The sequence below is a fragment of the Ruegeria sp. BC1 genome (assembly GCF_056539305.1).
Window position 1 is genome coordinate 114,710 of record NZ_JBQFUT010000004.1, and the last position, 26,076, is coordinate 140,785.

The 26,076-nt window shown below is 58.3% G+C and carries 26 protein-coding genes; 12 read left to right on the forward strand and 14 right to left on the reverse strand.

The window, feature by feature from the left end; all coding sequences use genetic code 11:
* The first annotated feature begins 66 nt into the window (after positions 1-66).
* A complete protein-coding gene (locus ACR0IY_RS10620) occupies positions 67-837 on the forward strand; it encodes an MlaA family lipoprotein (protein WP_480673521.1) in 771 nt (256 codons plus the stop codon).
* Entirely contained in the window at positions 827-1,441 is a 615-nt protein-coding gene (locus ACR0IY_RS10625) for an MlaC/ttg2D family ABC transporter substrate-binding protein (protein ID WP_480673007.1), read from the forward strand. Before ACR0IY_RS10620 ends, ACR0IY_RS10625 begins: the two co-directional genes overlap by 11 nt.
* A gap of 52 nt (positions 1,442-1,493) precedes the next feature.
* Here ACR0IY_RS10625 and ACR0IY_RS10630 read toward each other — a convergent pair whose 3' ends face one another.
* From ACR0IY_RS10630 to ACR0IY_RS10645, 4 genes are read right to left on the reverse strand one after another with little or no spacing between them, the layout of a single operon-like run.
* Positions 1,494-2,591 (reverse strand): ABC transporter ATP-binding protein, encoded by a 1,098-nt coding sequence (locus ACR0IY_RS10630; RefSeq protein ID WP_480673009.1) that lies wholly within the window; start codon positions 2,589-2,591, stop codon positions 1,494-1,496.
* 5 nt (positions 2,592-2,596) lie between these two features.
* Positions 2,597-3,496, reverse strand: coding sequence for a carbohydrate ABC transporter permease (locus ACR0IY_RS10635; protein WP_480673011.1), 900 nt, complete (start codon positions 3,494-3,496; stop codon positions 2,597-2,599).
* Positions 3,489-4,361 carry a carbohydrate ABC transporter permease gene (locus tag ACR0IY_RS10640; RefSeq protein ID WP_039543053.1) on the reverse strand — a complete coding sequence of 291 codons (873 nt, stop codon included), beginning with the start codon at positions 4,359-4,361 and terminating at the stop codon, positions 3,489-3,491. The genes ACR0IY_RS10635 and ACR0IY_RS10640 overlap by 8 nt, the downstream gene beginning before the upstream one ends.
* 57 nt (positions 4,362-4,418) lie before the next feature.
* Positions 4,419-5,663, reverse strand: a complete 1,245-nt coding sequence (locus ACR0IY_RS10645; protein ID WP_480673013.1) for an ABC transporter substrate-binding protein — start codon at positions 5,661-5,663, stop codon at positions 4,419-4,421.
* A gap of 220 nt (positions 5,664-5,883) precedes the next feature.
* Between ACR0IY_RS10645 and ACR0IY_RS10650 the strand changes: the two genes are divergently transcribed.
* Both ACR0IY_RS10650 and ACR0IY_RS10655 read left to right on the forward strand, forming a co-directional pair.
* Entirely contained in the window at positions 5,884-6,621 is a 738-nt protein-coding gene (locus tag ACR0IY_RS10650) for a response regulator transcription factor (RefSeq protein WP_480673015.1), read from the forward strand.
* Entirely contained in the window at positions 6,618-8,069 is a 1,452-nt protein-coding gene (locus ACR0IY_RS10655; RefSeq protein ID WP_480673017.1) for a sensor histidine kinase, read from the forward strand. Before ACR0IY_RS10650 ends, ACR0IY_RS10655 begins: the two co-directional genes overlap by 4 nt.
* Before the next feature lie 4 nt (positions 8,070-8,073).
* Here ACR0IY_RS10655 and fliP read toward each other — a convergent pair whose 3' ends face one another.
* From fliP to fliF, 4 genes are read right to left on the reverse strand one after another with little or no spacing between them, the layout of a single operon-like run.
* The gene (fliP, locus tag ACR0IY_RS10660; RefSeq protein WP_480673019.1) at positions 8,074-8,805 is read right to left on the reverse strand and encodes a flagellar type III secretion system pore protein FliP; all 732 of its coding nucleotides are present in this window, start codon (positions 8,803-8,805) and stop codon (positions 8,074-8,076) included.
* Positions 8,805-9,092, reverse strand: coding sequence for a FliM/FliN family flagellar motor switch protein (locus ACR0IY_RS10665; protein ID WP_480673021.1), 288 nt, complete (start codon positions 9,090-9,092; stop codon positions 8,805-8,807). The genes fliP and ACR0IY_RS10665 overlap by 1 nt, the downstream gene beginning before the upstream one ends.
* Positions 9,085-9,681, reverse strand: coding sequence for a FliH/SctL family protein (locus ACR0IY_RS10670; RefSeq protein WP_480673023.1), 597 nt, complete (start codon positions 9,679-9,681; stop codon positions 9,085-9,087). The genes ACR0IY_RS10665 and ACR0IY_RS10670 overlap by 8 nt, the downstream gene beginning before the upstream one ends.
* Entirely contained in the window at positions 9,681-11,270 is a 1,590-nt protein-coding gene (gene fliF, locus ACR0IY_RS10675) for a flagellar basal-body MS-ring/collar protein FliF (protein ID WP_480673025.1), read from the reverse strand. The genes ACR0IY_RS10670 and fliF overlap by 1 nt, the downstream gene beginning before the upstream one ends.
* A gap of 119 nt (positions 11,271-11,389) precedes the next feature.
* On the opposite strand from fliF, the gene ACR0IY_RS10680 reads away from it, so the two are divergent.
* The 5 genes from ACR0IY_RS10680 to ACR0IY_RS10700 are packed head-to-tail and all read left to right on the forward strand — an operon-like array spanning position 11,390 to position 15,996.
* Positions 11,390-11,887, forward strand: coding sequence for a flagellar basal body-associated FliL family protein (locus ACR0IY_RS10680; RefSeq protein ID WP_480673027.1), 498 nt, complete (start codon positions 11,390-11,392; stop codon positions 11,885-11,887).
* A 9-nt stretch (positions 11,888-11,896) separates the two neighbouring features.
* Positions 11,897-12,376 (forward strand): hypothetical protein, encoded by a 480-nt coding sequence (locus ACR0IY_RS10685; RefSeq protein ID WP_480673029.1) that lies wholly within the window; start codon positions 11,897-11,899, stop codon positions 12,374-12,376.
* Positions 12,373-12,948, forward strand: coding sequence for a MotE family protein (locus tag ACR0IY_RS10690; RefSeq protein WP_480673031.1), 576 nt, complete (start codon positions 12,373-12,375; stop codon positions 12,946-12,948). The genes ACR0IY_RS10685 and ACR0IY_RS10690 overlap by 4 nt, the downstream gene beginning before the upstream one ends.
* A gap of 37 nt (positions 12,949-12,985) precedes the next feature.
* Positions 12,986-13,855 carry a flagellar motor stator protein MotA gene (gene motA / locus ACR0IY_RS10695; protein ID WP_480673033.1) on the forward strand — a complete coding sequence of 290 codons (870 nt, stop codon included), beginning with the start codon at positions 12,986-12,988 and terminating at the stop codon, positions 13,853-13,855.
* The gene (locus ACR0IY_RS10700) at positions 13,852-15,996 is read left to right on the forward strand and encodes a hypothetical protein (protein WP_480673035.1); all 2,145 of its coding nucleotides are present in this window, start codon (positions 13,852-13,854) and stop codon (positions 15,994-15,996) included. Before motA ends, ACR0IY_RS10700 begins: the two co-directional genes overlap by 4 nt.
* A gap of 5 nt (positions 15,997-16,001) precedes the next feature.
* Here ACR0IY_RS10700 and ACR0IY_RS10705 read toward each other — a convergent pair whose 3' ends face one another.
* The 3 genes from ACR0IY_RS10705 to betB all read right to left on the reverse strand — a co-directional run bounded on the left by ACR0IY_RS10705 (position 16,002) and on the right by betB (position 21,388).
* Entirely contained in the window at positions 16,002-17,354 is a 1,353-nt protein-coding gene (locus tag ACR0IY_RS10705; protein ID WP_480673037.1) for an MmgE/PrpD family protein, read from the reverse strand.
* A complete protein-coding gene (locus ACR0IY_RS10710; protein WP_480673039.1) occupies positions 17,351-19,792 on the reverse strand; it encodes a GcvT family protein in 2,442 nt (813 codons plus the stop codon). The genes ACR0IY_RS10705 and ACR0IY_RS10710 overlap by 4 nt, the downstream gene beginning before the upstream one ends.
* A gap of 141 nt (positions 19,793-19,933) precedes the next feature.
* Positions 19,934-21,388 (reverse strand): betaine-aldehyde dehydrogenase, encoded by a 1,455-nt coding sequence (gene betB / locus ACR0IY_RS10715; RefSeq protein ID WP_480673041.1) that lies wholly within the window; start codon positions 21,386-21,388, stop codon positions 19,934-19,936.
* A 193-nt stretch (positions 21,389-21,581) separates the two neighbouring features.
* Here betB and ACR0IY_RS10720 point away from each other — a divergent pair, with 193 nt between their 5' ends.
* Positions 21,582-21,911, forward strand: a complete 330-nt coding sequence (locus tag ACR0IY_RS10720; protein WP_480673043.1) for a hypothetical protein — start codon at positions 21,582-21,584, stop codon at positions 21,909-21,911.
* A 3-nt stretch (positions 21,912-21,914) separates the two neighbouring features.
* Here ACR0IY_RS10720 and ACR0IY_RS10725 read toward each other — a convergent pair whose 3' ends face one another.
* Positions 21,915-22,427 carry a potassium channel family protein gene (locus tag ACR0IY_RS10725; RefSeq protein WP_480673045.1) on the reverse strand — a complete coding sequence of 171 codons (513 nt, stop codon included), beginning with the start codon at positions 22,425-22,427 and terminating at the stop codon, positions 21,915-21,917.
* A 62-nt stretch (positions 22,428-22,489) separates the two neighbouring features.
* Entirely contained in the window at positions 22,490-23,395 is a 906-nt protein-coding gene (gene trhO / locus ACR0IY_RS10730) for an oxygen-dependent tRNA uridine(34) hydroxylase TrhO (protein ID WP_480673048.1), read from the reverse strand.
* A gap of 96 nt (positions 23,396-23,491) precedes the next feature.
* Between trhO and pncA the strand changes: the two genes are divergently transcribed.
* On the forward strand, positions 23,492-24,085 hold the full coding sequence (pncA, locus tag ACR0IY_RS10735; protein WP_480673050.1) for a bifunctional nicotinamidase/pyrazinamidase: 594 nt from the start codon (positions 23,492-23,494) through the stop codon (positions 24,083-24,085).
* Here pncA and ACR0IY_RS10740 read toward each other — a convergent pair.
* Positions 24,082-24,615 (reverse strand): hypothetical protein, encoded by a 534-nt coding sequence (locus ACR0IY_RS10740; RefSeq protein WP_480673052.1) that lies wholly within the window; start codon positions 24,613-24,615, stop codon positions 24,082-24,084. The two genes, pncA and ACR0IY_RS10740, sit on opposite strands and share 4 nt — an antisense overlap.
* Positions 24,616-24,780: 165 nt before the next feature.
* On the opposite strand from ACR0IY_RS10740, the gene pncB reads away from it, so the two are divergent.
* Positions 24,781-26,073 (forward strand): nicotinate phosphoribosyltransferase, encoded by a 1,293-nt coding sequence (gene pncB, locus ACR0IY_RS10745; protein WP_480673054.1) that lies wholly within the window; start codon positions 24,781-24,783, stop codon positions 26,071-26,073.
* Positions 26,074-26,076: the final 3 nt, after the last annotated feature.

Below are 26,076 nucleotides of genomic sequence, written 5' to 3' on the forward strand. Positions count from 1 at the left end.
CGGTTTGGAGTGGCAAAGAACGTGTTGAGCAGACCCAGCTTTAAGCACTTAATCGCTCTGTCCATCATGACAGTTCTTGGCGCCTGCGCCACGCGACCACCCGAGGGGACCCCACCCAACGAGGTTTTCGATCCCTACGAACGCAACAACCGGGGCATTCACAAGTTCAATCTGGGCGTTGACCGCTTTCTGTTCCGTCCGGCCTCGAAAGGCTATGTCAAGATCGTGCCCGATCCGATGGTGACGAGCTTCAACCACTTCGCCGAGAACCTGACGATGCCAGGGCAGGCGCTGGACTATCTGCTTCAGGGCAATCTGAAACAGTCGGGCAATGCGTTGCTGCGGTTTGTTATCAACACGACCGTGGGCGGTGTCGGCCTTTCCGATCCGGCCAGCGAACTGAACCTGCCGCCGGTGGATACCGATTTCGGGGAAACCCTGCATGTCTGGGGCGTGGGCGAAGGTGCCTATGTCGAACTGCCATTTTACGGCCCGTCAACCCAACGGGACGCGATTGGGGTCGTGGTCAACCTGTTCTCGAACCCGATCAATTTCACCCCTGTGCGACCGGTCGACAATATCGGGGTATATGCTGAGGTCGTACGCCGCATGGGTGATCGCGGCCGGTTCTCGGATACGGTCGACTCGATCCTCTATGAAAGTGCCGACAGCTATGCGCAGGCGCAGACAATTTTCATCCAAAACCGCCGCTTTGAACTGGCGCGGGACGATGAGGATGCCTATCTGGGCCTGTATGATGACCCCTATGCCGAAACCGGGACCGACCCGGTCAGGGACCCCTACCTAGACCCTTACGAGGACCCCTATGCCGAGTAACTATTTGAACCGACGTCATTTTGTAGCCACAGGCCTTGCCGGCCTGGCGCTGACCACCCTGCCTTTGCCCGCCTTTGCCCAGACCGAAGCCAGCGCCAAGGCGCTGGTTGTCAGTGTTGTAGACGACATCAACCGCGTGATCGCCTCGGGCAAATCCGAAAAAGCCATGATCCGCGATTTCGAGAAGATTTTCGTGCAATATGCCGATGTTCCGATCATGGCGCGGTATGTGTTGGGGGCCGATGGCCGCTCGGCCAGCCCGTCGCAGCTGAAACAATTCACCAAGGCGTTTCAGGGCTATATCTCGAACAAATACGGTCGCCGCTTCCGCGAATTCATCGGCGGTCAGGTCACCGTTCGCAATGCCCGCAAGATCAAGGCAGGCTACGAGGTGCGCACCTCGGTCAAGCTGCAAGGCTCGTCTCCGTTCGAGGTGACATTCCTGGTCTCGGACAAGTCAGGGCGTGACAGGTTCTTCAACATGTTTATCGAAGGGGTGAACATGCTGCTGACTGAACGCACCGAAGTCGGTGCCATGCTTGACGCACGCGGCGGCGACCTGAACCGTCTGATCAAGGACATGAAACAGAACAAGCTCAGTTAAACTGGCTTAAGGTTTGAAAGCGCCGCGTGATCAGATCACGCGGCGTTTTTCCTTAGTTCAACCGCTCACCAGTTTCCTTAGCAAAGTAGGACACTTTGCTCATGTCAAAGGCGAGGTTCAGCATCTTGCCTGCCTGTGCACTGGTTTCAGCATGCAGTCGCGCAGTAACCTGTTTGCCGCCCAATTCCGAAACCACGTAAGTGTCAGCGCCCGCAGGTTCGACCATGTCGACCATGCACGCGGCCTCTTGCACACCGGCCCCGGCGCGGAACCCGGCCTCGGCGATGTCCTCGGGGCGCAGACCCAGAATCACATCTGAAGGCAGCGACAGGTCGCGGGCGTCGTTCAGCACCAGTTTCTCACCCGCGCCGCGCTCAATTGCGATCTGCATGCCAGAGCCTTCTTTGCTGGCTTGCGCTGGGATCAGGTTCATTGCCGGTGAACCCATGAAATCGGCCACAAACAGGTTGGCCGGGTTGTTGTATATCTCGGCCGGGCTGCCGATCTGCTGCACAATCCCGCCTTTCAGCACCACGATCTTTGTCGCCAGCGTCATCGCCTCAATCTGGTCGTGGGTTACGTACACGATCGAGGCATCCAGCGTCTGGTGCAGCTTCTTGATCTCGGTCCGCATCTCGACCCGCAGCTTGGCGTCGAGGTTCGAAAGCGGTTCGTCAAACAGGAACAGCTTGGGATCACGCACCAGCGCCCGGCCCATCGCCACACGTTGACGCTGACCGCCCGACAACTGGCTGGGGCGGCGGTTTAGCAGTGGTTCAATCTGCAACAGCGAGGCAACCTCTTTCAGCTTGGCCTCCTGTGTCGCCTGATCGACGCCACGTACTTTCATGCCAAAGGTGATGTTCTTGGCCACTGACATCGTTGGATACAAAGCGTAGGACTGAAACACCATCGCGATGTCACGATCCTTGGGGCTGACATGGGTCATGTCCTTGCCGCCGATGGACAGCGTGCCGCCGGTGATCTCCTCCAACCCCGCAATACAGTTCAGCAGAGTGGACTTGCCGCAGCCCGACGGGCCGACCAGCACCAGGAAATCGCCCGGCTCGATCGAGATGTTGATGTCTTTCAGAACCTCGGTCGTGCCGTAATTCTTGTACAGATTGTTGATATCGAGGATGGGAGCCATGGGTCTTATCCCTTCACAGAACCAGCGGTCAGACCGCGGATGAAATACTTACCGGCAACGACATAGACGAGCAGCGTCGGCAGTCCCGCGATGATCGCGGCAGCCATGTCGACGTTGTACTCTTTGACGCCGGTGGTGGAGTTTACGATGTTATTGAGCGCCACGGTCACGGGCTGTGTGCCCGCCTGACTGAATGACACGCCAAACAGGAAGTCGTTCCAGATCTGCGTGAACTGCCAGATCACGGTCACCACGATAATCGGCAGCGACAATGGCAGGAAGATCGACCAGAAAATCCGCAGGAAACCGGCACCATCCACACGCGCTGCCTTTGTCAGCTCGGACGGAATGGTGACATAGTAGTTGCGGAAGAACAGCGTGGTGAAACCCAGCCCGTAGATCACATGGACGAAGATCAGGCCCGGAATGGTGCCAGCGATGCCCATGAGGCCCAGAAGGCGCGCCATTGGCAGCAGCACAACCTGAAACGGGATGAAGCAGCCAAACAGCATCAGCGAGAAGATGATGTTCGCGCCTTTGAACCGCCACTGTGCCACGACATAGCCGTTTAGCGCCCCCAGTAGGGTTGAGATGGCGACCGCAGGCACCGCGATCAGGACCGAGTTCCAGAAGTAAGGCCGCAGACCTTCGCACTGGATACCGGTACAGGCGCTCGACCACGCGGTTTTCCAGGCGTCAAAGCTGACCTCGCGTGGCAGTGCTATCAGGCTGCCGGTGCGAATCTCCTCAAGGCTTTTCAATGATGTCGTCAGCATCACGAAAAGCGGCATCAGGTAATACAGCGCGAACAGGCCCAGCAGGACATACAGCAACCAACGTAGGGCAATCTTGCCGGTGGCGCTTTGGGTGCGGGTTTGGGTTTGGGGCATCGACAGATCAGTCATTTTTCGCCCTCAGCTCTGAGTAAAGATAGGGAACCACGATCGCAAAGACGACCAGCATCATGATCATCGCGGACGAGGCCGCTTGCCCGATATCGCCGCGCGAAAACGCCATGGCGTACATATACGTGGCTGGCAGATCGGTTGCGTAACCCGGACCGCCGCCGGTAAGGGCGATGACAAGGTCAAAGCTTTTGATTGCGAGGTGGGCCAGCACGATGAAGGCCGACAGGAAGATCGGTGCCATCGACGGGATGATGATCGCCGTATAGATGCGCCACGTTGGTATACCATCGACCTGCGCGGCCTTGATGATCTCTCCGTCCACGGACCGCAGACCGGCAAGGAACAGCGCCATAACAAAGCCCGAGCTCTGCCAGATCGCTGCAATCACGATAGTGTAAATGGCGTAATCGGGGTTCACCAGCCAGTCGAATTCGAAGTTGGGAAAGCCCCAGCCTTGTACCATGGATTCGATGCCCAGACCCGGGTTCAGAATCCACTTCCACGCGGTACCGGTCACGATCATCGACAGCGCCATCGGGTACAGGTAGATCGTGCGGATGGCCCCTTCGACACGGATTTTCTGATCCAGCAGGATGGCCAGCAACAGGCCCAGCACCATCGCGATCACGATGAACAGCGCGCCAAAGATATACAGGTTGTTGATTGCCGTATCCCAGCGGGGCGAGTCGAACAGGCGTTCATACTGGATGAAGCCCTTGATCTCGTATTTCGGCAGTAGTTTAGATCGTGTCAGTGACACCCACGCCGTCCATCCGATAAAGCCGTAGACAAAGATCAATACGGCAATGAACGACGGTGCCAGCACCACCTTGGGCAGGTGGTTTTCCAGCCATTCGGACATTTTAGCCTCCGGGGAAAGATGCTCTGCCCCGTGTTATTGGGGGCAGAGCGTGTTGGATCAGTAGCTGTTTGCCACTGCGTCCGCCAATTGCTGAACCGCGTCAGCCGAGGACATATCCGAGTTGAAATGCGCGGTCACAACATCGGTGATCGCACCGGCCTGCGACCCGCGCAGCGCCATGCCATGAGCGTAAGACGGAAGCAGAGAACCAGCGTCCGACGTCGAGCCCATGTCTTCGGCCGACAGGTTGGCACAGATGTCGAAGTCATCCAGCACCACGTCGGTGCGTGCAGGGATCGAGCCCTTGTTCAGGTTGAACACTTTCTGGAAGTTCGGCGCGACGATCAGCTTGGCCAGCAGGTCCTGACCGGCTTTCTTGTCGTCACCGTCCACATCGAACATGGCAAAGCTGTCGACGTTGTACAGATATCCGTCGCCGGGGGTTGAGGCGCACAGGAAGTCCTCGCCGGGCTTCTTGCCAGCTGCCAGGAATTCACCTTTGGCCCAGTCGCCCATGATCTGGAACGCCGCTTCGCCATTCATCACCATGGCCGTTGCCAGGTTCCAGTCGCGGCCCGAAAAGTTCTCGTCCACATAACCACGCAGCGTGCGCATTTGGTCAAACACCTGAACCATCGTGTCCGAGGTCAGCGCCTCGGGGTCCAGATCAACCAGCGCTTTCTGGAAGAACTCAGGCCCGCCAATGCCCAGAACTACGGTTTCAAAGACGGTCGCGTCCTGCCACGCCTGACCACCATGGGCCAGCGGGATCACGCCAGCGGCCTGCAGCTTTTCAGCGGCGGCGTTGAATTCGTCCCAGGTGGTCGGCATTTCGATGCCATTGGCCGCCAGAACGTCGGCGTTGGCCCAAATCCAATCCACACGGTGCACATTTACCGGTGCTGCACACCAGGTGCCTTCGCACTTCATGTGACCTGCGATCGACGCGGGCAGCACGTCGGCCCAGCCTTCGGCCTCAGCGACGGACGAGATGTCAGCCAGAACGCCCTCTTCATACCATTCCTGAATGGCCGGGCCTTTCAGCTGAACGGCCGTCGGCGCGTTACCGGCCAGAACGCGGGCGCGCAGCGCGGTCATTGCGGCATCACCACCGCCGCCTGCCACCGGCATATCAGTCCAGGTGCCGCCGTTCGAGGCAAACTCTTCCTGCAGAACGGCCACCGATTTGGCCTCACCGCCCGATGTCCACCAATGCAAAACCTCGGCCTGCGGTTCGGCCATGGCCGATGACCCTGCCGCGACGGCCAGTGTCGAAACCGTTGCGAATGCAAAACGCTTCATGTCTTGTCTCCTCCCTGAGAACTCCGTGCCACCTTATCAGCGGCGATGGACGCTATTCTGGCGCGGGAAACCCATCTGGCAACGCGCAATCCTGGTCTTGCACCCCTAACGATCCAAATATTCACCGCTTTTGTTACAACGTGTTACGTTGACATTGAATCTGTTTCCGTTCGTTACAATTGACGGCACCAGAGGGGCGCAGATCGGGAGGAAAGTTACAGTGAGCATTCCGCGGCTTTTGGTGGTGGATGACGACCCGGACATGCGGTCGATGATGACCCAATTCCTGCATCAGAACGGCTTCATCGCTCTGCCCGCCAGTTCCGAAAAGGAAATCCGGACCCACCTGAACGCGGGGCGGATCGACCTGATCCTGCTGGATGTGATGCTGGGCGACGAAAACGGGGTCGAGATCTGTGCCCGCCTTCGGGCCGAACAGGACGTGCCGATCATTCTTGTCTCGGCCCTGTCCGCAGACCATCAGCGGATGGCAGGATATGAGGTCGGCGCTGACGATTATATTGCCAAACCGTTTAATCCGAAGCTGATGCTGGCCCGTGTCCGGGCGGTGATGCAGCGGGCCCGGCGCACGCCGTCGCTGACCTACCGCCGTCGTACGCGGACCTTTCGGTTTGACGGCTGGGTCTATGACGGCAAACGGGACGAGGTGCATTCGCCCGAAGGCTATCTGGTCTCTCTTTCACAGCGGGAAACCGCGCTGCTCAAGGTGCTGCTGGCCAACCCGCATATCCCCCTGACCCGTGATGAGATCGCCGCCGCGCTGGACGTCACCGGCGACAGCGACAAACCCGAGGCACAGGGCCGCGCCATCGACATGCTGGTCGGACGGTTGCGATCCAAGATCGAAACCAACCCGAAAGACCCCCAGATGCTGCGCACCGAGCGCGGCGTTGGGTATGTCTTTGCCGTGGATGTGCAGGCGGAAGAGGACGCATGAACCCGCGCGCGCCGCGCCTGCGCAGTCTGGGCTGGATCTGGACCGGAGCGGCCTTTGCCTCGGGGCTTTTGTCTGCCGGGCTTTGGTTCGCTTCGGCCCGCGCATGGGACGAGTATTTGACCCGCGCCTATGTCGCTGGCTTTTCCGTCTACGAGGAGCTGCGCGTGAACAAAACTCCACCGGCGGGAATCAGGGTCACTCCGTTAACGCCAGAGGCCGCGCAATTGGCTGGTGCGGGGCGGTTTGAGCAATTACCGGGCCTGTCAGGCCGCAGCTTTGTAACCAACCTGTCGATTCTGACAGACAACACTGCGCCACTTGCCGGGCGGGAACTGACTCTGGCCGTAATGTCCGACCGGCTGGTTTATCCGGTCTCCGACATCCTGTCGCGCATCGACCAGACCGGACCGGAAAAGATGGGCAACCTGACCCGCCTTTTGGCAACCTATTGCAGCGAGCCCATTCTGATCGCCCGGTTTGGACGCAATGACTGGCAGCAGGTGGACGGCACCGACATCTGGGGCTGCAACGCCGCGCCTGCCGATCTGCGCCTGCCCGCCATTCTGGCCGCCATTGTGGCACTGGCGGTTATTCTGACCTCGGTCGGCAATGTTTCGGACAGTTTCACCCGGTTCTCAAGCGCCCTGCGCGACCGCAAACGCCGGGGAGGGCCTAACAGCTATGATGCCGATGGCCCGGCGGAATTGCGTGACATCGTCTCAGCGGTGAACGACCATCTCGATGCGGAACGGATGCAGCTGGAAAAACGCGCAACGGTATTGTCCGGTGTCAGTCACGATCTGGGCACACCCGCCACACGGGTCCGCCTACGTGCGGCCCTGATCCCGGATGAGGAACTGCGCGAAAAGCTCGAGGCTGACGTGGATCAGATGACCGGCATGATCGAAAGCGTGCTGACCTATACCCGCTCGGAACTCAGCATCGAAGAACCCCGTCAGATTTCGCTGACGTCATTGGTCGAGTCCATGGTTGCCGATTATCAGGACATGGACCTGCCGGTGACATTGAAAAAGATCGCTCCTGTCGCGATAGAGGGCGCTCCGTCGGTCTTTATGTCTCGCCGTGGGCGCGGATCGTTGCCGGAAACGCGGCGGATGCTGGTGATGGGTCGGCCGATCTCGCTGAAGCGGGCACTCACCAACCTGATTGACAACGCACTGAAATACGGTCGCCACGCCGAGGTCCAACTGGAAACCGACGCAAGCACTGCAACCATCACAGTCGAGGATAAAGGTGCTGATCTGTCCGTATCAGATATCGAAGCCCTAATGGCCCCGTTTCAACGGGGGGCCAACACCGGGTCGTCGGACGGGTTCGGCCTGGGGCTGACCATTGCCTCCACCATTGCCGAGCAGCATGGTGGAAACCTGAGTTTTGAAGCGGGAGACCAGGGCTTGCGCGCCCGGTTACAGATCACCCGACAGTGACCGCTCAGGTCATGTAACTGCGTACCAGCGCCCCGGCAATCAGCGACCAGCCATCCGCGATGACGAAGAACGCCAGCTTAAACGGAAGCGACACTGTTGCTGGTGGCACCATCATCATGCCCATCGACATCAGCACCGCAGCCACCACCAGATCGATGATCAGAAATGGCAGGAAAATCAGAAACCCGATTTGAAAGGCGCGCGCGATCTCGGACAACATGAAGGATGGCATCAGGATCGATAGCGGTGCCTCTGGCGACAACGCGATGGCTTCGCCGCCGGGCCTCAGCGCTGCCATGGCGTGAAACGTATCGGGGTCCAGACGCGCGGCCATGAAGGCGCGGAAGGGTTGAACTGCAACCTCCAGCGCCGGTTCGACCTCCATCGTCTCCTCGATCATTGGTTGGATGCCGGTGGTCCATGCCTCGGTAAAAACCGGCTCCATGATGAAATAGGTCAGAAACAGGGCCAGGCTGACGATCAACATGTTGGGCGGCGATTGCTGCAGCCCGATGCCTTGCCGCAGGATGGCCAGAACAGTGATCAAAAAGGGAAAACAGGTGATCATGATCGCCAGACCCGGCGCCAGGCTGAGCACCGTTATCAGCAGAATCAGCTGGATCGTCCGCGCCGAGATCGACCCACCTTCGCCCAGAGACAACGATAGCTCCTGCGCAGCAGCCAACGAAGGGGACAGCGTCACCAGTGCGACCACTAGCCAAAGCAGGACCCGCATCAACCGATCCCGTTTTGCAGATCCGCAATCTCGGTCAGGCGCACGGCGAGCTGACCGGCCTGATCGCCCTCCATCTCCTCCAACAGTCCACGCGCAACCAGTTGGTCACCGACATACAGATCCACCGGATCTTCGATCCTTTTGTCCAGCGTAAGAACAGCGTTTTCGCCCATGTTCAACAGGTCGCGGATCAATGGTCGGGCACGGCCAACAGAAACCGTGACCTCAATCGGGACAGCCTCGAACGGGTTGGATTTTTCGGGATGCGGAGTTTGCGGATCACTCATTGGTCACTGCCTCTTTTGCCTCAAATACATATGCGTCGAATGCCCCCGAGATTGAGGCGAGCAAGTTGCTGCAATCGACCTCGCGTTGGGAAATGCCAACTTGCAGACGGGCCTGTCCGGGTTGCAGCGACGGATCCTCGATCACGCGCGTGGGCGAGGACAGGTCTTGCGGCAGCAACCCCTCCACGTCACCCGCGCACCCTTCGGGCACGAAAATCTGCATCGGCTGGCCAATCTGCTCCCGTGCCATGCTGCTCAACTGCTCAACCAACCGTGCGGCAAAGCCCTGATCCAAGGTTTCGGGTAGAACAACGCGCACCAGACTTTCGAACATCGGCTCCAGCGACAGGGTCATCCGCGTGATGGCCTCGTGATAGGTAAAGGACATATCCTCAAGCGATTTGCCCAGGTCCGCCGAGACCTGACCGTTGCTTTTTTCCTGCGCTTGCACCGCGTCTTCCCAGCCTGCGCTGTAGCCTTGCTCGAAGGCCGCCAGCCGCTGTTCTTCCAGCGCATCTTCATCCAGCAGATGCAGCTTGCCTCCCCCGGCCTGCAATGTGAAATCCTCAAGAAGATGGGCTATCGACATCACACACGCTCCTCACCTTCTTCCAGCCAGCTGCGCAGGATTTCGACAGTTTCCTCCTGCTTGTCACCGATCATTGCCCGCAAACGGTCCACCGGATCCGCACTGGTCTGTGTGGCAAGCGCCGGGACATCACCAGCGAGGGCCTGCCCCGGCAATGAAGAGAACTGACCATTATCATCGGTTGCAATTTCGCCGGTCAGAACGGCCTCGGGTTCCGGGATCGCGCCCGCTGGCAAAAGCGCAGGGGCCATTGCCGGTTTCATCAGGATCGGACGGATCACGAACAGACCCAGTACCAAGGACACAATCGCAAGAACCGCCATCTGAATTAGGGACATCGCGTCAAAATGCACCTTTTGCCAGATCGAAGCTGAGGCCAATGTTCCCTGCGGCTTGACCACCGGCAAGTCCATGGATTTCAATGTAATGACATCGCCACGCTCCACGTCGAACCCCACAGCCGACGCGACAAGTTCCTGCAAGGCCGCCATTTCAGTTTCGGGCATGGGTACAAATGTTTCGGCGCCCGCGGCATCGGTCGTTCGGGAGCCGTTGACCAGAACTGCCACGGTCAGGCGCTTGATCGCGCCGGGGACGTTGTGCACCTCCAACTCGGTCTCAGAGACCTCATAGTTCACCCGTTCGCGGGTCTGGGTCGCGGTAGAGTTCGATTCGTCCCCACCAGCACCGTCCCCGTCCGGCAGGTTTGACGCGACCGTAACGTCCGCAGACTGATTGCGGGCACTGTCAGAGCGTTCCTCGACATCGGTGCTTATGGCCACGCGCCCGTTGGGATCAAAGCGGCGTTCACGGATAGATTCTGTTTTGGTGACCGTATCAACGCTGACCTCAACCACAGCATTTCCTGTCCCGACGCGGGCCTCGACCAGCCGCAGAACACGCTCGCGCAGTTGGCGGGCCTTATCATCCGCCGTATCCGCAGCCACCGTATTATCCTGTGCGCCGATCACTGCTCCATTGGAATCAACAACTGTGACATTGTCGGGCGCCAACCCACTGACGGCAGAGGCCACCAGAAACCGGATCGCTTTGGCCTGATCGGAGGTAATCTGCGCCCCCGACGGCACCAGATAGACCGACGCCGTCGGTGCCACGCTACGCTGAAACGGATTGTTCGAGCCATTGGCGATATGCACCCGCGCCTGGCTAACATGCGGGCTACCGACGATGGTACGGGCCAGCTCACCCTCTTTCGCGCGCCAATAGGCAGCATCGAACATCTGCGACGTGGTGCCGAAGCCGCTCAGCGAATCCAGCAGTTCATAGCCCTGATTGCCATTTGCGGGCAGCCCTTCACTGGCCAGGGTCATGCGCAGCTCATCCCGCTCGTTACCGGGCACATAGATCGAGCCGCCACGAATCTCATATGGCACGCCACGCTGATCCAGCGAACGCACAATGTCCCCTGCAGCACCGCTTTCCAGCCCCGCATACAGCAGTGTCATCGACGGCGACGTTGCCAGCCGTGACATCGCAAGGACTCCAAGAAACACCAGCACAACAGCACCGGCGAGGATGATTTGTTTACGCCTGTCCAAACTTGCCCAGATAGTTCCGATCTGCTGCACGCTCACCTCCGACTCGCCGACATTCTGCCCGGCGCATCCCTTGTTTGGACGATTGCCCTTAACAATCGGTTAGTCCCTGACAGGTTATGACGATGGCAGAACACACAAATGAGGACGTCATGACTGACGCGACTGCAGAACCGGCAAATGCCGCTGAAAAGCCTGGAAAAAAGGGGCTGATCATTGGACTGATTCTGTCTCTTGCCGGAGCTGCTGCTGGGTATGTCCTGACCACATCGGGGTTGTTGCCCATTGGTGGCAATCCCGCGAAGGAAGAGGTTGGAGACTACGATAAAGGCCAACCGGTCAAGGCTTTGCCACAGGTCGGATTCATCGACCTTGCCCCGGTTATTGTGTCCGTGAACGCGGGCGATTCACGACATCTGAAGTTTCACGCCCAGTTGGAGGTGAACGCCGAATTCATCGCCGATGTGGAAAAGTTGAAACCGCGCATCATGGATGTCCTGAACGGATATCTGCGCGCGCTCGAAGTGTCTGATCTTGAGGATTCTCTGGCGCTGATGCGTATTCGCGGGCACCTGTTGCGGCGCATCGAGATCGTGGTCGGAGAAGGCCGCGTACGGGACGTTCTCGTGATGGAATTCGTATTGAACTAGGAGGCCAAGTTGGAGCTGATTGCAGATATGTTTCTGGTCGCCGGCGCACTGGGCGCGGGTCTGTATTGTTTCGTGTTGTCCCGCAGGCTCAAGCGGTTCACCGATCTGGAAAAGGGTGTCGGCGGCGCGGTTGCCGTCCTGTCATCCCAGGCGGATGAGTTGAAAAAATCGCTAGGCGCCGCGCGTGAGGCGTCGGATCAATCCGGCGTGGTTTTGAAAGAGCTGACTGAAAGGGCGGAATCTGTGGCTCAGCGGCTGGAGCTGATGATGGCGTCCATGCATGATGTCATCCCAAAGGAGGACGCCCCGCAGACTTCGGCGGCCTCCCTGCCCGTGGACAGCGCATTGGACGAAGTTCCAGCCCCATCGGAAGACGAGACAAATCCTGAAAGTCCCCAAACCGAAAAAAAGACCAGCCTGAATCCGAAACGGCCGGGCGGATTGATGTTCTTTCGGCATGCCCGCAGTCGCAATGAGGCGGCAACATGACCCGTGACCAAAGCGGCAAGCGCCAAAAGGGAGGTGTCCTTGCCGTTATCTCCCTGCTGATGATCGGATCTGCCGCGATTCGTCTTGGGTTGGAGGCCGGACCCGCGCTGGCAAAAACGGCCGAACCAGCGTCCCCGTCGACCAAACAGACAAAGATCGATTTACCCGGAGCGCAGGTTCTGCTGACAGAATTGCTGCGGCGGGAAGAGGCCCTGAAACAGCGGGAAGCCGCAGCCCTAGACAAAGAAAAGGCGCTGGCGATCGCCGATCAGGCGATCGAGACCCGACTGGTTGCCTTGCAGGAGGCTGAAGAAGCCCTGCGCGCCACACTCGCTGTCGCTGAAAAGGCGGCTGAGACTGATCTGACGCGCCTGACGGACGTTTATCAAAGCATGAAACCCAAAGACGCCGCAGCCTTGTTTGAGACGATGGACCCGAGCTTTGCCGCAGGGTTCCTGTCACGCATGCCGCCGGATGCGGCTGCTGGCGTTCTGGCCGGGTTAAGCCCAGAGGCCGCCTATACGATCAGCGTCATTATGGCGGGCCGCAACGCTTCGGCCCCTCAGGAATAAAATTTAACCGCGCACAGGAATTTGCTGGAGATCACGCATGATCGGTCTAATCGGAATTGTCGTCATTTTTGCCATGGTGTTCGGTGGCTACCTGGCTGCGGGTGGCAAAATGGCTATCATTTTGAAATCGCTCCCGTTTGAGATGATGATGATTGGCGGTGCAGCTGTTGGGGCGTTCCTGATCAGCAATGACATGAGCGCGGTCAAACACACGGCCAGGGATATGGGCAAAGTGTTCAAGGGACCGAAATGGAAGCCCGAAGATTACCGCGACCTTCTGTGCCTGCTGTTTTCCCTGATCCGCATCGCCAAGGCCAACCCGGTCGAGGTTGAACAGCACGTCGAAGACCCCGGTAACTCGTCTGTGTTCTCGGCCTATCCAAAGATCCAATCAGATAAGGAAGCGGTCGATCTGATCTGTGACACCATGCGGTCCGCCTCAATGAACTATGACGATCCGCATCAGGTGGAAGAGGTTCTGGAAAAACGGATGGAGGCAAACTTTCATCACGCCATGCACTCCAGCCATGCCTTGCAGACGGTGGCTGATGGTCTGCCTGCACTGGGAATCGTGGCCGCTGTTCTGGGCGTTATCAAAACCATGGGCTCCATCGACCAGCCACCCGAAGTATTGGGCAAACTGATCGGCGGCGCTCTGGTCGGGACTTTTCTGGGTGTATTTCTGGCCTATGGCCTGGTCGGGCCTTTCGCTGGCAAGCTGAAAGCGGTGGTCGAAGAGGACAACCATTTTTACCAACTGATCAAAGAGGTTCTGGTCGCCAATCTACACAACCATAATGCAGCAATGTGCATAGAAGTCGGGCGCCAGAACACACCGACTCATAACCGCCCCGATTTCACCGAGCTTGAAGAGGCGCTGAAAGAGATCAAGCAGGCGGCCGCATGACTAGGGTCGTTTTCCTTGTCTCGGCTCTGGTCACGCTTGCCACTGGTGTCGCCGCGCGGGACGTTACGGTACGCTCGGGCGAGCACGACGGGTATAGCAGACTGGTGGTTCAGGTGCCGCCAGGTACAGAATGGGGTCTGAAACAGACGAAAAATGGGGCCCGTCTGAATGTCGCTCTCGAAGATGTCGTATTTCAGACGGGTTCCGTCTTTCAGCGCCTGTCACAAGATCGGCTGGCCGCGATTTCGCAACCAAAACCCGGAGCTGCACTGGAGCTGGAATTTGGCTGCGACTGCAATGCCTCAGCTTTCCTGTTCAAAGACACAATGATCGTAGTAGACATAGCACCCAGCGCGTTCCCGTCACCGATTGCCCGCGACATCCCCCCTTTGGCTTTACCTGTATCACGGGCGAAAGATACGACGCCTCGGCCGGATTCGAGCGGGGGCACTCTGGCCCTGCCTCTATTGAACCTCAACACAAGCCGGTTTCAGGACCAGCTATCAACGCGGCTGGTGCAGGGTGTCGACCGTGGAATTGTTGACTTGAGCCTTGCCCCGGTTGGTCCCAGAGCATCCGCTGATAACCAGAACCTGTTTATACCTCGGGATCTGGAACTGAACGTCAGCGTGACGTCAGTACTGGATGACCTGAACGGGCTCTTAGGTCCGGATATCCCTCAATTCGAAAGGCACCCCCCCTGTATTTCCAGCGCTGAACTGGCATTTGAAGACTGGGCTGACGCACGACCATTTGTCGAACAAACAGCGCAACTTCGGTCGGATTTGTTTCTGGAGTTCGACGCCATTGATCAAACAACTGCGCTGAAATTGGCAAAGCTCTACGCCTATTTTGGTTTTGGCGCCGAATCGATCAGAGCGCTGGAATTGCTGGATGAGCAGTCCAGCGAAACCAAACGCATCGCTGTCGTTGCCCGCGCACTGGATGACGCATCATTACCGAACTCCAACCCATTTGCCGGTTTGCAGCGTTGCAACGGCGACGCCGCCATGTGGGCAGCGCTGACCGAGGGCCATCTGCAGGACGATGCTAATCTGATTGCAATCGAACGAACCTTCGCCAGATTGCCGGATCACCTGCGGCGCCAAATTGGGCCTTTGCTGTCGGATACTCTGGTGAACGGGCACAAGATTGAAGCCGCCAGGCGGGTTCTGCGTTCAGTAGACAGGGTTATGACTCAGACCAGCGCGAGCACAACGCAGGCCAAGGCTAAAGTAGCAAAAGTCGAAGGCGATACCGCCCAAAGCGAAGCTCTGCTGACCGAAATTATCTCGTCCCCGGATGCCACGCTTGAAGCACCGCTGGCCTTGGCTCGGCTGGTTGATAAACGGTGGTCTGAACGCGGGGCGATTTCGCCCCGGGAACTGGAACTGGCTGCTTCCTATGCGATTGAACTTCGCCGAGCCAATATTGGGCTCAGAATGCGCCAAACACATGCGGTCGCGCTGAGTTTAGGTCATGAGTTTGACGCCGCGCTGGATTTGGTGGCGGACCTGCCAGAGAACGCGGAAACCACGGAAGCGCTGAACCGGGTGGCTATTTTGCTTACTGAACGGGCAGACGACACGACGTTCCTGCGACGTACCCTGACCCTGCGGCGGGCTCAGTCTCAGAATCTGTCAACTGATGTCGCAATTGCAATTGCGGACAGGCTGGCCTTGCTTGGGTTCTCACAACAGGCGCTGACATTTGTGAACCGGCCCCAGGACAAACTCAGGCGCGGCGAACGCGCCCGTCTGCGGGCAAGGGCTGCTCTGCTGGACCAACGACCGCATCAGGCGATACTGGAATTGGCCGATGATCGGACGGAAGAGGCCAATGATCTGCGCACAGCGGCAATGCAAGAAGCCGGCGATTACGCGGCAGCCGGGAAAATGATGCTCACAAAGGGTAAGTTGGATGAAGCAAACCGTTTCTTCTGGTTGGCGGATCAACCTAATGAGGCACACGCGGATGCCAGCTTGAAATACGGGCGTGTTGTCGGAACAACTCTGGACCTGACGGCTCCGCCGCTCCGATTACCTGACAAACAGCTGGCGGACGCAGAAAGCCTGCTGCACGACAGCGTGAAAACGCGGCAGAGAATCGAAGATCTATTTGCAACGCTGGATCAGGAATGATCCGGTCAGGAATTCTGGCAGCTGTAGATCAATGAAGACAAATCTGCGTATCGGCTTGCTGGTGAAACCCACCCAAGCACGGCGTCACGGATCGCCTCGGCCCGTTCAGCCCCAACGACCGGAGTGGCAAATTCCATGTATTTGGCTATCACTTCGTCGCGGCTGAATGGCGCCTCCGGGCCGCCACGGGCGTGAACGTCGCCAGAGACCAAAATACGCCCATCCGTTGTTGTGATGGAAACGTCCGCCCAACGCCCCTCGGGGAACCGAGCATTGTGGCGGTCACTTTCCGCTACATGTACGCGCGTCACCAGATCGGCTACGGCCGGGTCAGTCAAACCGCCATCCGAAATATGCTCGACCCCGATCCGGCCGTGAATGGCTTGTACGGCCACTGCAAACGGCAGCGAATACTGCGCCTGAGACGTCGTTCCGGGCATACCGCCAAATAGGCAGGCTGCCTCATGGAAGCTGTTGATTTTTATGGATTGAATCTGATCAGCGGTCAGCTGGTTTTCCAACATTACCGCCCTGACGGCATCGATGGCCGCGTGTGCCCAGCGGCAGATTGGATAGGGTTTTACGTATTGATGTTCGACCTGCCAAAACTGACCCAAATCGGTCCAATGGGGCGCTGCGGACTCCGCTTCGATCGTGATGGCCGGCGCGCCGGTAAATCCACGCTCGGCCAGTATGGCAGCCGAGATGCCGACCATAGCCCCCCACCCTGATCCGTCGTGCAACATGGTCGGATTGGCAATTTCGCGCATCATCTGACTGCGGGGACCATGATATTCTGCGATACCCATCGCCTGCCGCATCTGTTCCTGAGTGTGCCCGCGCAGTCGCGCCGCCATCGCCACAACACCCAGTGCGTTCCAGGCGCCGGATGTGTGGTAATCACTGACCGATGCGTGCAGAGACAACCCGGCCCGCCCGGCAATTTCGTACCCAGTGACCACGGCGACCAAGGCTTCCGGGCCGGACAGCTCCGGGCAGTGTTCGGCCAAAGCAGCCAGCGCAGGCAGGACCACGACACCGATATGTCCCTTGGTTGGGTTATACCCATCATGCCCGTCCAGATTGTCGGTCTGGGTCGCTGCCGCATAGGCCGCCCCTGCCATACTGACCATGCGCCCATCGAACATCATCCGCGCGCCATAGGCCGGATCGGAACTGGCATAAAGCAATGACGCAGTATCGCGGGCGATCACGCCAGCCTCCATCGGTCCGGCGGCGATCAGGATGCCTATCGTGTCCAGCATCATCAACGCCGCGGCCTCTTTGGCACTGTCAGGCACATGCTCCGCGCCGCGTTTCAATGCGAAATCGGCGACACGGGCAAAGGTGTCGGTCATTTGGCCCCCTCCAGAGCCGGTTGAGTGTCACGTAATCTGTGGCCTAGGGGATCGAACGGAGGCTTGTCGAGAATACGCGCCTTGTGCGGCTTACCAAGAATGAAAATCTCGACAGTATCGCCCGAAGATGCCACTTTCGGATCGGCATACCCAATAGCCAGAGATTTGCCCACCGAATAGCCATAAGCTCCCGACGTCACCCGGCCCACAGGCGTACCGTCAGGCGTGAAGATCGGTTCACCCCCAGTGGCGTCCGCCACGGCGGCATCGACCTCGAAGATCGACAACACTTCGCGCGGCGCGTTGTCCTTGATCGACAGATAGGCGTCTTTGTGCAGGAATTCCTTGTCCAATTTGATCAGCCCCGCCAATCCGACTTCTTGCGGCCAGTATTCTTGTGAATATTCGCGACCCCATGACCCATAGCCCTTTTCGATCCGCAGCGACCCCAGTGCACGACCGCCGGCCGGGCCGCCTTCCAGCGCTTTGGCCGCATCCAAAAGCACTGTATAGAGCCTGATTTGATCGCTTTCGGCGCAGTGCAATTCCCACCCCAGATCGCCGGTAAAGCTGACCCGGATTGCCAGACAGGTGACTCCGGCCACCTCGATGGTGGCCGAGCGCATGAAGCGGAAGGCGTCATTCGAAAGGTCCGCATTGGTCAGCCGCTGCAACAGATCGCGCGCCTTTGGCCCGGCCACGTTGAACCCCGCGATACGGTTGGTCGCGACCTCGAATGTGGTGCCCTCTGGCAAGTCCACCATGTTGAAGAAGCGTTGATGATAGCGTTCGGCCATGCCCGATCCGATCATCATGTATTCGTCCTCGGCCACTTTGGTGATCGTGAAATCGCCCGCCACACCCCCGCGGACCGAGATCAGCGGCGTCAGACACGACCGCCCGATCTGCGTCGGCACCCGGTTGGCGACCACACGGTCCAACCAGTCATAAGCGCCTGGGCCCTTGATCACGTAGTTGGCGAAGTTCGAGATATCGATGACGCCCACATGGTCGCGCAGCATCTGTACCTCGCGGCCCACCGGGTCCCACCAGTTCTGGCGGGTGAAACCGTTGGTCTCGACCGCGCCGGGCTGCTCGGCGAACCACAAAGGGTGTTCCCAACCGCAGTTCAGGCCGAACACGCACCCCATCTGCTTTTGCTTCTCATAGGCCGGACGCACACGGGCCGGACGCCCGGCGCTGCGTTCCTCGTTCGGGAAATGGATGGCAAAGCGGTGAGTGTAAACATCCTCCACCTTGGCCTTAGTGAATTTTTTGTCCGCCCAGTCGCCAAAACGAGCCAGATCCCAGGCGAACATATCGTATTGCGGCTCGCCTTCGATCATCCATTGCGCCGACAACAGGCCCAGACCACCGGATTGCGAAAAGCCGGGGATGATGCCGGTGCAGCAGAAATAATTTTGTAACTCGGGCACCGGCCCCCACAGCGCATTGCTGTCCGGAGACCAGATCATCGGGCCGTTGATCACCCGCTTGACCCCCGCCGTGGCCGCGACCGGAACGCGTTCGGTGGCGCGGATGACGTTCTCCATGATGCGGTCCAGATCATCGGGGAACAGGTCATGGGCAAAGTCCAGCGGGGTGCCGTTTTCGGCCCAGAACCGCATGTCTTTCTCATAGGCCCCGATCAGCAGCCCGTTGCCTTCCTGCCGGAAATAATACTCACCATCTCGGTCGGCAATCGACGGCAGGCGACGACCAACTGCGGCCACCTCGTCAATTGCTTCGGTGACGAAGTACTGATGCTCGGTCGGTTGCAGGGGCAATTCGATCCCGGCCAGTGCCGCGACCTCGCGACCCCAAAGTCCTGCGGCATTCACCACCCATTGCGTGTGAATGTCGCCCTTTTCGGTGCGCACGATCCAAGAGCCGTCGGGCTGCTGTTCGGTCCCTATTACAGGGCAAAACCGCTCAATCGTCGCGCCCATCGCGCGCGCGCCCGCCGCATAGGCGTGGGTCACGCCCGAGGGGTCCACATTGCCGCCATCGGGTTCATACATGATACAGCGGATATCATCGAACTGCGCCAGCGGATGCAGTTCCTTGGCCTGTTCGCGGCTGATCTCATAGAAGTTGAGACCATAAAACTTCGCTTTGGCCTCCTGCAGGCGCAGCTGATGTTCGCGGTCTTCGGTCTGCGCCAGATAAAGCGAGCCCGGCTGGAACACGCCACAGCCTTGCCCAGTGTCTTTCTCCAGCTCTTTATACAGATTCATCGTATAATGCTGGATACGGGTGATGTTGTTGTTGTCATGCAGACCGTGGATACCGGCAGCGGCATGCCAAGTAGATCCCGAAGTCAGCTCATCACGCTCCAGCAGGATGACGTCGGTCCAGCCAAGCTTGGCGAGGTGATACAGGATCGAACAGCCAACAAGGCCACCTCCGATCACAACGGCCTGAGCGTGGGTTTTCATTGGGCATTCCTCCTGCTGGTGCGCGTGCGCGCCCTTTCAGGAAAGTCAGCCACAGGTCAAAAACACCTTATGTTCTGTTCCCGACGCGAAATGTCGGGAACAGAGCTCTCATGACTCGAAAAATTCTCAACCAGAATTGAGTTAATATGGCGCCTCGACGTCATTCATTGAGACGTAAACCGTCTTCATCTCGCTGAAGTGGTTGATCGCCAACTTCGAATTCTCTCGCCCCACACCGGACATTTTCGAACCGCCAAACGGGGCTTCGACCGGGGCCAGATTGTAAGTGTTGATATAGCAGGTGCCCGCCTCGAACCCGGCCACAACACGGTGGGCGCGGGTCAGGTCATTGGTGAACACACCGGCGGCCAGACCGAATTCGGTGTCATTGGCGCGAGCCAAAACTTCTTCTTCAGTGTCGAAATCCAGCACCGACATGACCGGACCAAAGATTTCTTCGCGAGCGATGGTCATATCGTCGGTGACATCGGCAAACACGGTGGGCTGCATGTAGAACCCGTCGCCTTCGATCCGGTCACCGCCATAAACCAGACGCGCGCCCTCGGCCTTCCCTTTTTCAACATAACCCAGTGCAATGTTCATCTGGTTTTCACTGACCATTGGGCCAAAATTGACGTCCTCATCCAGCGGATCACCGATTTTCACAGTTGCCAGGCGCCCCGACAAACGGGCCAAGAAAGCTTCTTTGATGCCTTTTTGCACGAACACGCGAGTACCGTTCGAGCACACCTGACCCGAGGAGTAGAAGTTGCCCAGGATCGCACCCGAAACCGCGTTTTCGATATCGGCGTCGTCAAAAACGATCATCGGTGATTTACCACCCAATTCCATGGTGACGTGTTTCATACCGTCTGCGGCGGCGGCATAGACCTTGCGGCCTGTCGGCACCGACCCGGTCAACGACACCTTGGCCACACGCGGATCAGTCACGAGCGACGCACCGACATCGCCATAGCCCTGAACCACGTTGTAGACGCCTTTGGGGGCACCGGCCTCGATCAGGATTTCGGCCACTTGCAGCGCGGACAGCGGCGTGGTTTCCGACGGTTTGAACACCATCGCGTTGCCACAGGCCAGCGCGGGTGCGCCTTTCCAACAAGCGATCTGAGTCGGATAGTTCCACGCACCGATGCCCACGCAGACGCCCAGCGCCTCGCGGATGGTATAGACGAAATCACCGCCACCCAGTGGGATATGCTCACCGGTCAGGGACGCGGTCAGCCCGCCGAAATATTCCAGCGCGTCAGCACCGCTGGTCGCATCCGCCACCAGTGTTTCCTGCAAGGGTTTACCGGTATCGTGGGTCTCGATAATCGACAGCTCTCGGTTGCGCTCCCGCATGATGTCCGCGGCGCGCCGCAGGACGCGCCCCCGCTCGGTTCCCGACAAGGCGGCCCATTCAGCCTGAGCCATTTTTGCGCTGGTTAGAGCCTGTTCTATGATCTCTGGTGTAGCGGAGTGCAGCCGCGCGATGATCTCACCAGTGGCGGGGAACACAACGTCGATGGGGGCACCGTTTGTGTCCTCTACATATTCGCCATTGATGAAATGGCTGGCCTTGGGCTGAAACTTCATACCGTGTCCTTTTCTAGTCTTGCGCGCCCTGTTGTCCGGGAACCAGCGGCGGTCTTATTCGGCCCTACCGGTTATTGATTGACCAGTCAATAAATTCATCCGAGCGGCAGGATCACGCCAGCACCAACCCCGCTATTCTTGAAAATTTTAACTAATGTTCTATATTTGTTCCATCCAGTCAGAGGACATACCAATGACCAGAGACATGAGACACTCAGCCCTTGGCGGGCCTAGCAACGATTATCACCTGTTGCCCGTCACAGACCGACAGATGCGCTACGCCCGCGCCATCGCCGAGCGATCGGCTTTGGAAATTCCGGCCGAGGTCCAGCGCGACCGCAAACTGTTGTCCGATTGGATATCGGCGCATAAACCCGCCGCGACTTCGCCCTTTGACGACTATCCCACGGGCAAACAGGTCGCCTTTGCCGAACGCATCTCACGCAGCAAACGCCGCCCGATCCCGTCCGAGTGCTTTCGCGACAAACGAATGATGTCGCGCTGGATTGATCAAAACAAATAACCCTTAATTAGATCCGTTTTTACCGTGGTGGCGGGAATAGAGCGTAACCGCCGCGGCCACAAACATGCCCAGCAGGACGTATCCTGTCACCGCCTCGGCAGCAGCCAATGCGCGGCACAGACCCACCGGCGACATGTCGCCATATCCGACCGTGGTGAAGGTGACGTATGAGAAATACAGAATATCGGCCGGTCCGCGCGCGCCGAGGACACAGTGATCGTTATAACCGAAGGCACCGTAGACGGCCGCAAAGAGGAACGGCACCACTTGAATGAAGGACACGCCCATCAGCAACAGCAACCGGCGCGGCGATTTCACTTGCGTCATGTAATACCAGGACTGTGAAGCGATCCATATGATCAGCCCGACCGAGGCCGCAGAACCGATCGTGTTCCCTGCCGTGGCTTCGTTCAGGCGCGACAACCCATACCAGGCCAGAAAACTGGCGATGACCAGCCCAAAAGCTGCGATCAGAGTCGACTTCCATTCTTCCAGGGTTCTGGGCTCGCGGGACATGGGCGCTCCATTTATTAACCTGCGTGATATTCCGGCCAATGGCGCCAACCCGCAACCGGAATTCAGTCGGACCCCAGATGTTCACCACCACGTTGGCGCGCCAGTAGAATCTGTTTCTGACGCTCGCGGAACCGCATCTTGTCCGCCTCGGAGGTCTCATCGATGCATTGATGGCAAGACACGCCGTGCTCGTATTCCGGGCGCTTTACGTCTTCGGGCAGGATCGGACGGCGGCAGCCATGGCACAGCTTATGCGGTCCCTCGACCAGCCCGTGACCAACAGACACGCGGTTGTCAAATACAAAGCACTCGCCCTGCCAAGTGCTGTCCTCGACAGGCATTTCCTCGAGGTAGCGCAGGATGCCGCCTTTCAGGTGATAGACATCCTCGACCCCCTGACCCAGCAGGTAATTTGTTGACTTCTCACAGCGAATGCCGCCGGTGCAGAACATCGCAACGCGCTTGTTGTGGAAACGTTCTTTGTTCTCTTCCCACCATGCGGGGAAATCACGGAAACTGGCCGTTTCAGGGTCAATAGCACCCTCAAATGTGCCAATCGCAACCTCGTAATCGTTGCGGGTGTCTATCACCACAACATCGTCCGAGCGTATCAGATCGTTCCAGTCTTCGGGCTCGACATAATTGCCGACGCGGGCGCGCGGATCAATGTCCGGTTGGCCCATTGTCACGATCTCTTTCTTCAGGCGCACCTTCATCTTGCCGAAGGGTGGGTGGTCCGAGGTTGCTTCCTTCCACTCCAGATCAGCACAGCCGGGCAAGGCACGGATATGCGCCAGCACCGCGTCGATCCCAGCGCGCGGGCCGGCGATGGTACCGTTGATCCCCTCTTGCGCCAGCAACAGTGTGCCTTTGACCGATAGCGCACGGCACAACTCTAACAATGGGTCGCGCAGGGCCGCGTGATCCGTGAAACGGGTGAAATGATAGAGAGCAGCGATCGTATACATGCGCGCGGTCTAAACCTGCCGGAACAGAGTCGCAAGAGACCGGATTGACCGCCATGCACACGCCCCGTACCGATAGAACAACCAAAGGAGGCCCCGATGACCCACGCCCTGATCGTAATCGACGTCCAGAACGATTTCTGCCCCGGCGGCGCGCTGGCTGTTCCCGAAGGGGATCAGATCGTTGCGCCGATCAATGCGATGATGAATGACTTTGACGCCGTGATCCTGACGCAGGACTGGCATCCGGCCGGGCATTCCTCATTCGCCAGTTCTCATACGGGGAAAAACCCTTTCGACGTGACCGTATTGCCCTACGGCCAGCAGGTTCTGTGGCCGGATCATTGCGTGCAGGGTACTGATGGCGCTGACTTTCATCCGGACCTGCGCAAAGATGGTGATCTGATCATCCGCAAAGGGTTTCGCGGCGCGATCGACAGCTATTCGGCTTTTTTTGAGAATGATCAAACAACACCCACCGGGCTTGAGGGCTATCTGAACACACGGGGCATCAGGAAACTGACAATGGTCGGGCTTGCAACGGATTTCTGCGTCCATTTCTCGGCTGTGGATGCTGCTCGCCTTGGGTTTGATGTCACGGTCCGAATGGATGCGTGCCGAGCAATCGATATGGATGGGTCTCTGGCCGCCGCTGAAAACGCAATGCGGGCCGCTGGCGTTAACCTGGCCTAGGGCGTGGCGCCCGCGGCTGCGAGGTAGCGAAGGATCGCAATCACCAACACCGCCAACCCAAGCGCCATCCCGATCCGCCACTGAACCGAGCGCCTTTTTGGCGTGTTTACCGGCGCTTGCTGCAAGACTGGCATCGGTTCAGGCGCTGCACGGACAGGTTCGGCCTGCGGTCGCGCTCGTTTCACTTCATCCAGAAATTGCCAGAAATCAAAGTCCCCGCAGTATTCTCCCTGCACACCCATATTGCGGATATTTGCAAACAGCCGCTTTAAGATCCGCTCGCGGTCCTGAGCATCTTCGGATGCGTAAATCCCATGCGGCAAGCCACCATTGCGCGATTCCAGGCTGAAGCCCGATTCCAAAAAGATTCTGCGGATCTTCGGGGACGCGCTGTGAAGCGCATGAACTGTTCTGAGATCACGAAACGTTGCACGAACAGCGCGGTTACCAGTCATCGCGGCCACGCCGTGTTCCGGGTCAACCTCATCCGGCGCTATCGCTACAATATCAAAATCGTACTCAAGAACCATTCACTAACTAAACCTTGTCCTTCCAACCCCTTCTTCCCACTACCTTGTGAAAAGACCTCACAATATGCTCGCTTTGTGACCTGACCTTGTCATTGTCACCAATTTAGCGACTCTTGCCAATTCACGCACCTATTGATCTAACAACGGAAATCGCAGGAGTTCCCCATGGTCGACATTGCGACACGCGTGTACAATCATAAATGGAAGATTGACCCGATTGTCCGGTCTTTAATCGACACAGATTTCTACAAACTGCTGATGTGCCAGTCAGTGTTTCGAAATAAGCCCCAAACGGATGTGGTTTTTTCACTGATCAACCGGTCGAATCACATTCCCCTAGCAAAATTGATCGATGAAGGCGAATTGCGCGAACAACTGGATCATATCCGGTCGCTTAGCCTCAGCCGTGGCGAAAGCACTTGGCTGCGGGGCAATACATTCTATGGAAAACGGCAGATGTTCCGCTCGGACTTTATGGAATGGTTTGAAAATCTGCACCTTCCCCCTTATCATCTGGAACGTAAAGGTGATCAGTACGAACTGACCTTCGAGGGCAAATGGCACGAGGTCATGCTGTGGGAAATTCCAGCCCTTGCGGTGTTGATGGAACTGCGATCCCGCGCGGTACTGAACGACATGCGCCGGTTTGAACTGCAGGTGCTTTACGCCCGTGCCATGACCCGCGTATGGGAAAAGATCGAGAAATTACGGGAAATCAACGGTCTGGGCATCGCCGATTTCGGCACCAGACGGCGGCATTCTTTTCTGTGGCAGGATTGGTGCGTGCAAGCCATGATTGAAGGCTTGGGCCCTGCGTTTACCGGCACTTCGAACTGTTTGATCGCGATGCGGCGCGAGGTTGAGGCGATCGGCACCAATGCCCATGAGTTGCCTATGGTCTATTCCGCATTGGCGGACAGCGACGCCGAGCTGGCCCAAGCACCTTATGACGTCCTCAGCGACTGGCACGAGGAACATGACGGCAATCTGCGCATCATTTTGCCTGACACTTACGGCACGCAGGGGTTTCTGGACCGCGCGCCCGATTGGCTGGCGGGCTGGACCGGCATCCGGGTCGACAGTGGCGACCCGGCACGGGGTGCCGAAAATGCGATCAATTGGTGGAAATCACGCGGCGAGGATCCTTCTCAGAAGCGCGTCATTTTCTCGGACGGACTGGATGTCGCCAAAATCCGCGAACTTCACGACCAATTTGCCCGCCAGACCAATGTGTCCTTTGGCTGGGGCACTCTGCTGACCAATGATTTTCGCGGGCTCGTCCCAAATGACGCACTGGCGCCGTTCTCTTTGGTTTGCAAGGCCGTATCGGCCAACGGTCGCCCGACCGTGAAATTGTCGGACAACCCGGAAAAGGCAATGGGTCCAATGGATGAGATCAACCGTTACAAACGGGTGTTCGGCGTCGGCGCGCAAGAGTCGATCGAGGTTATTGTCTAGCCC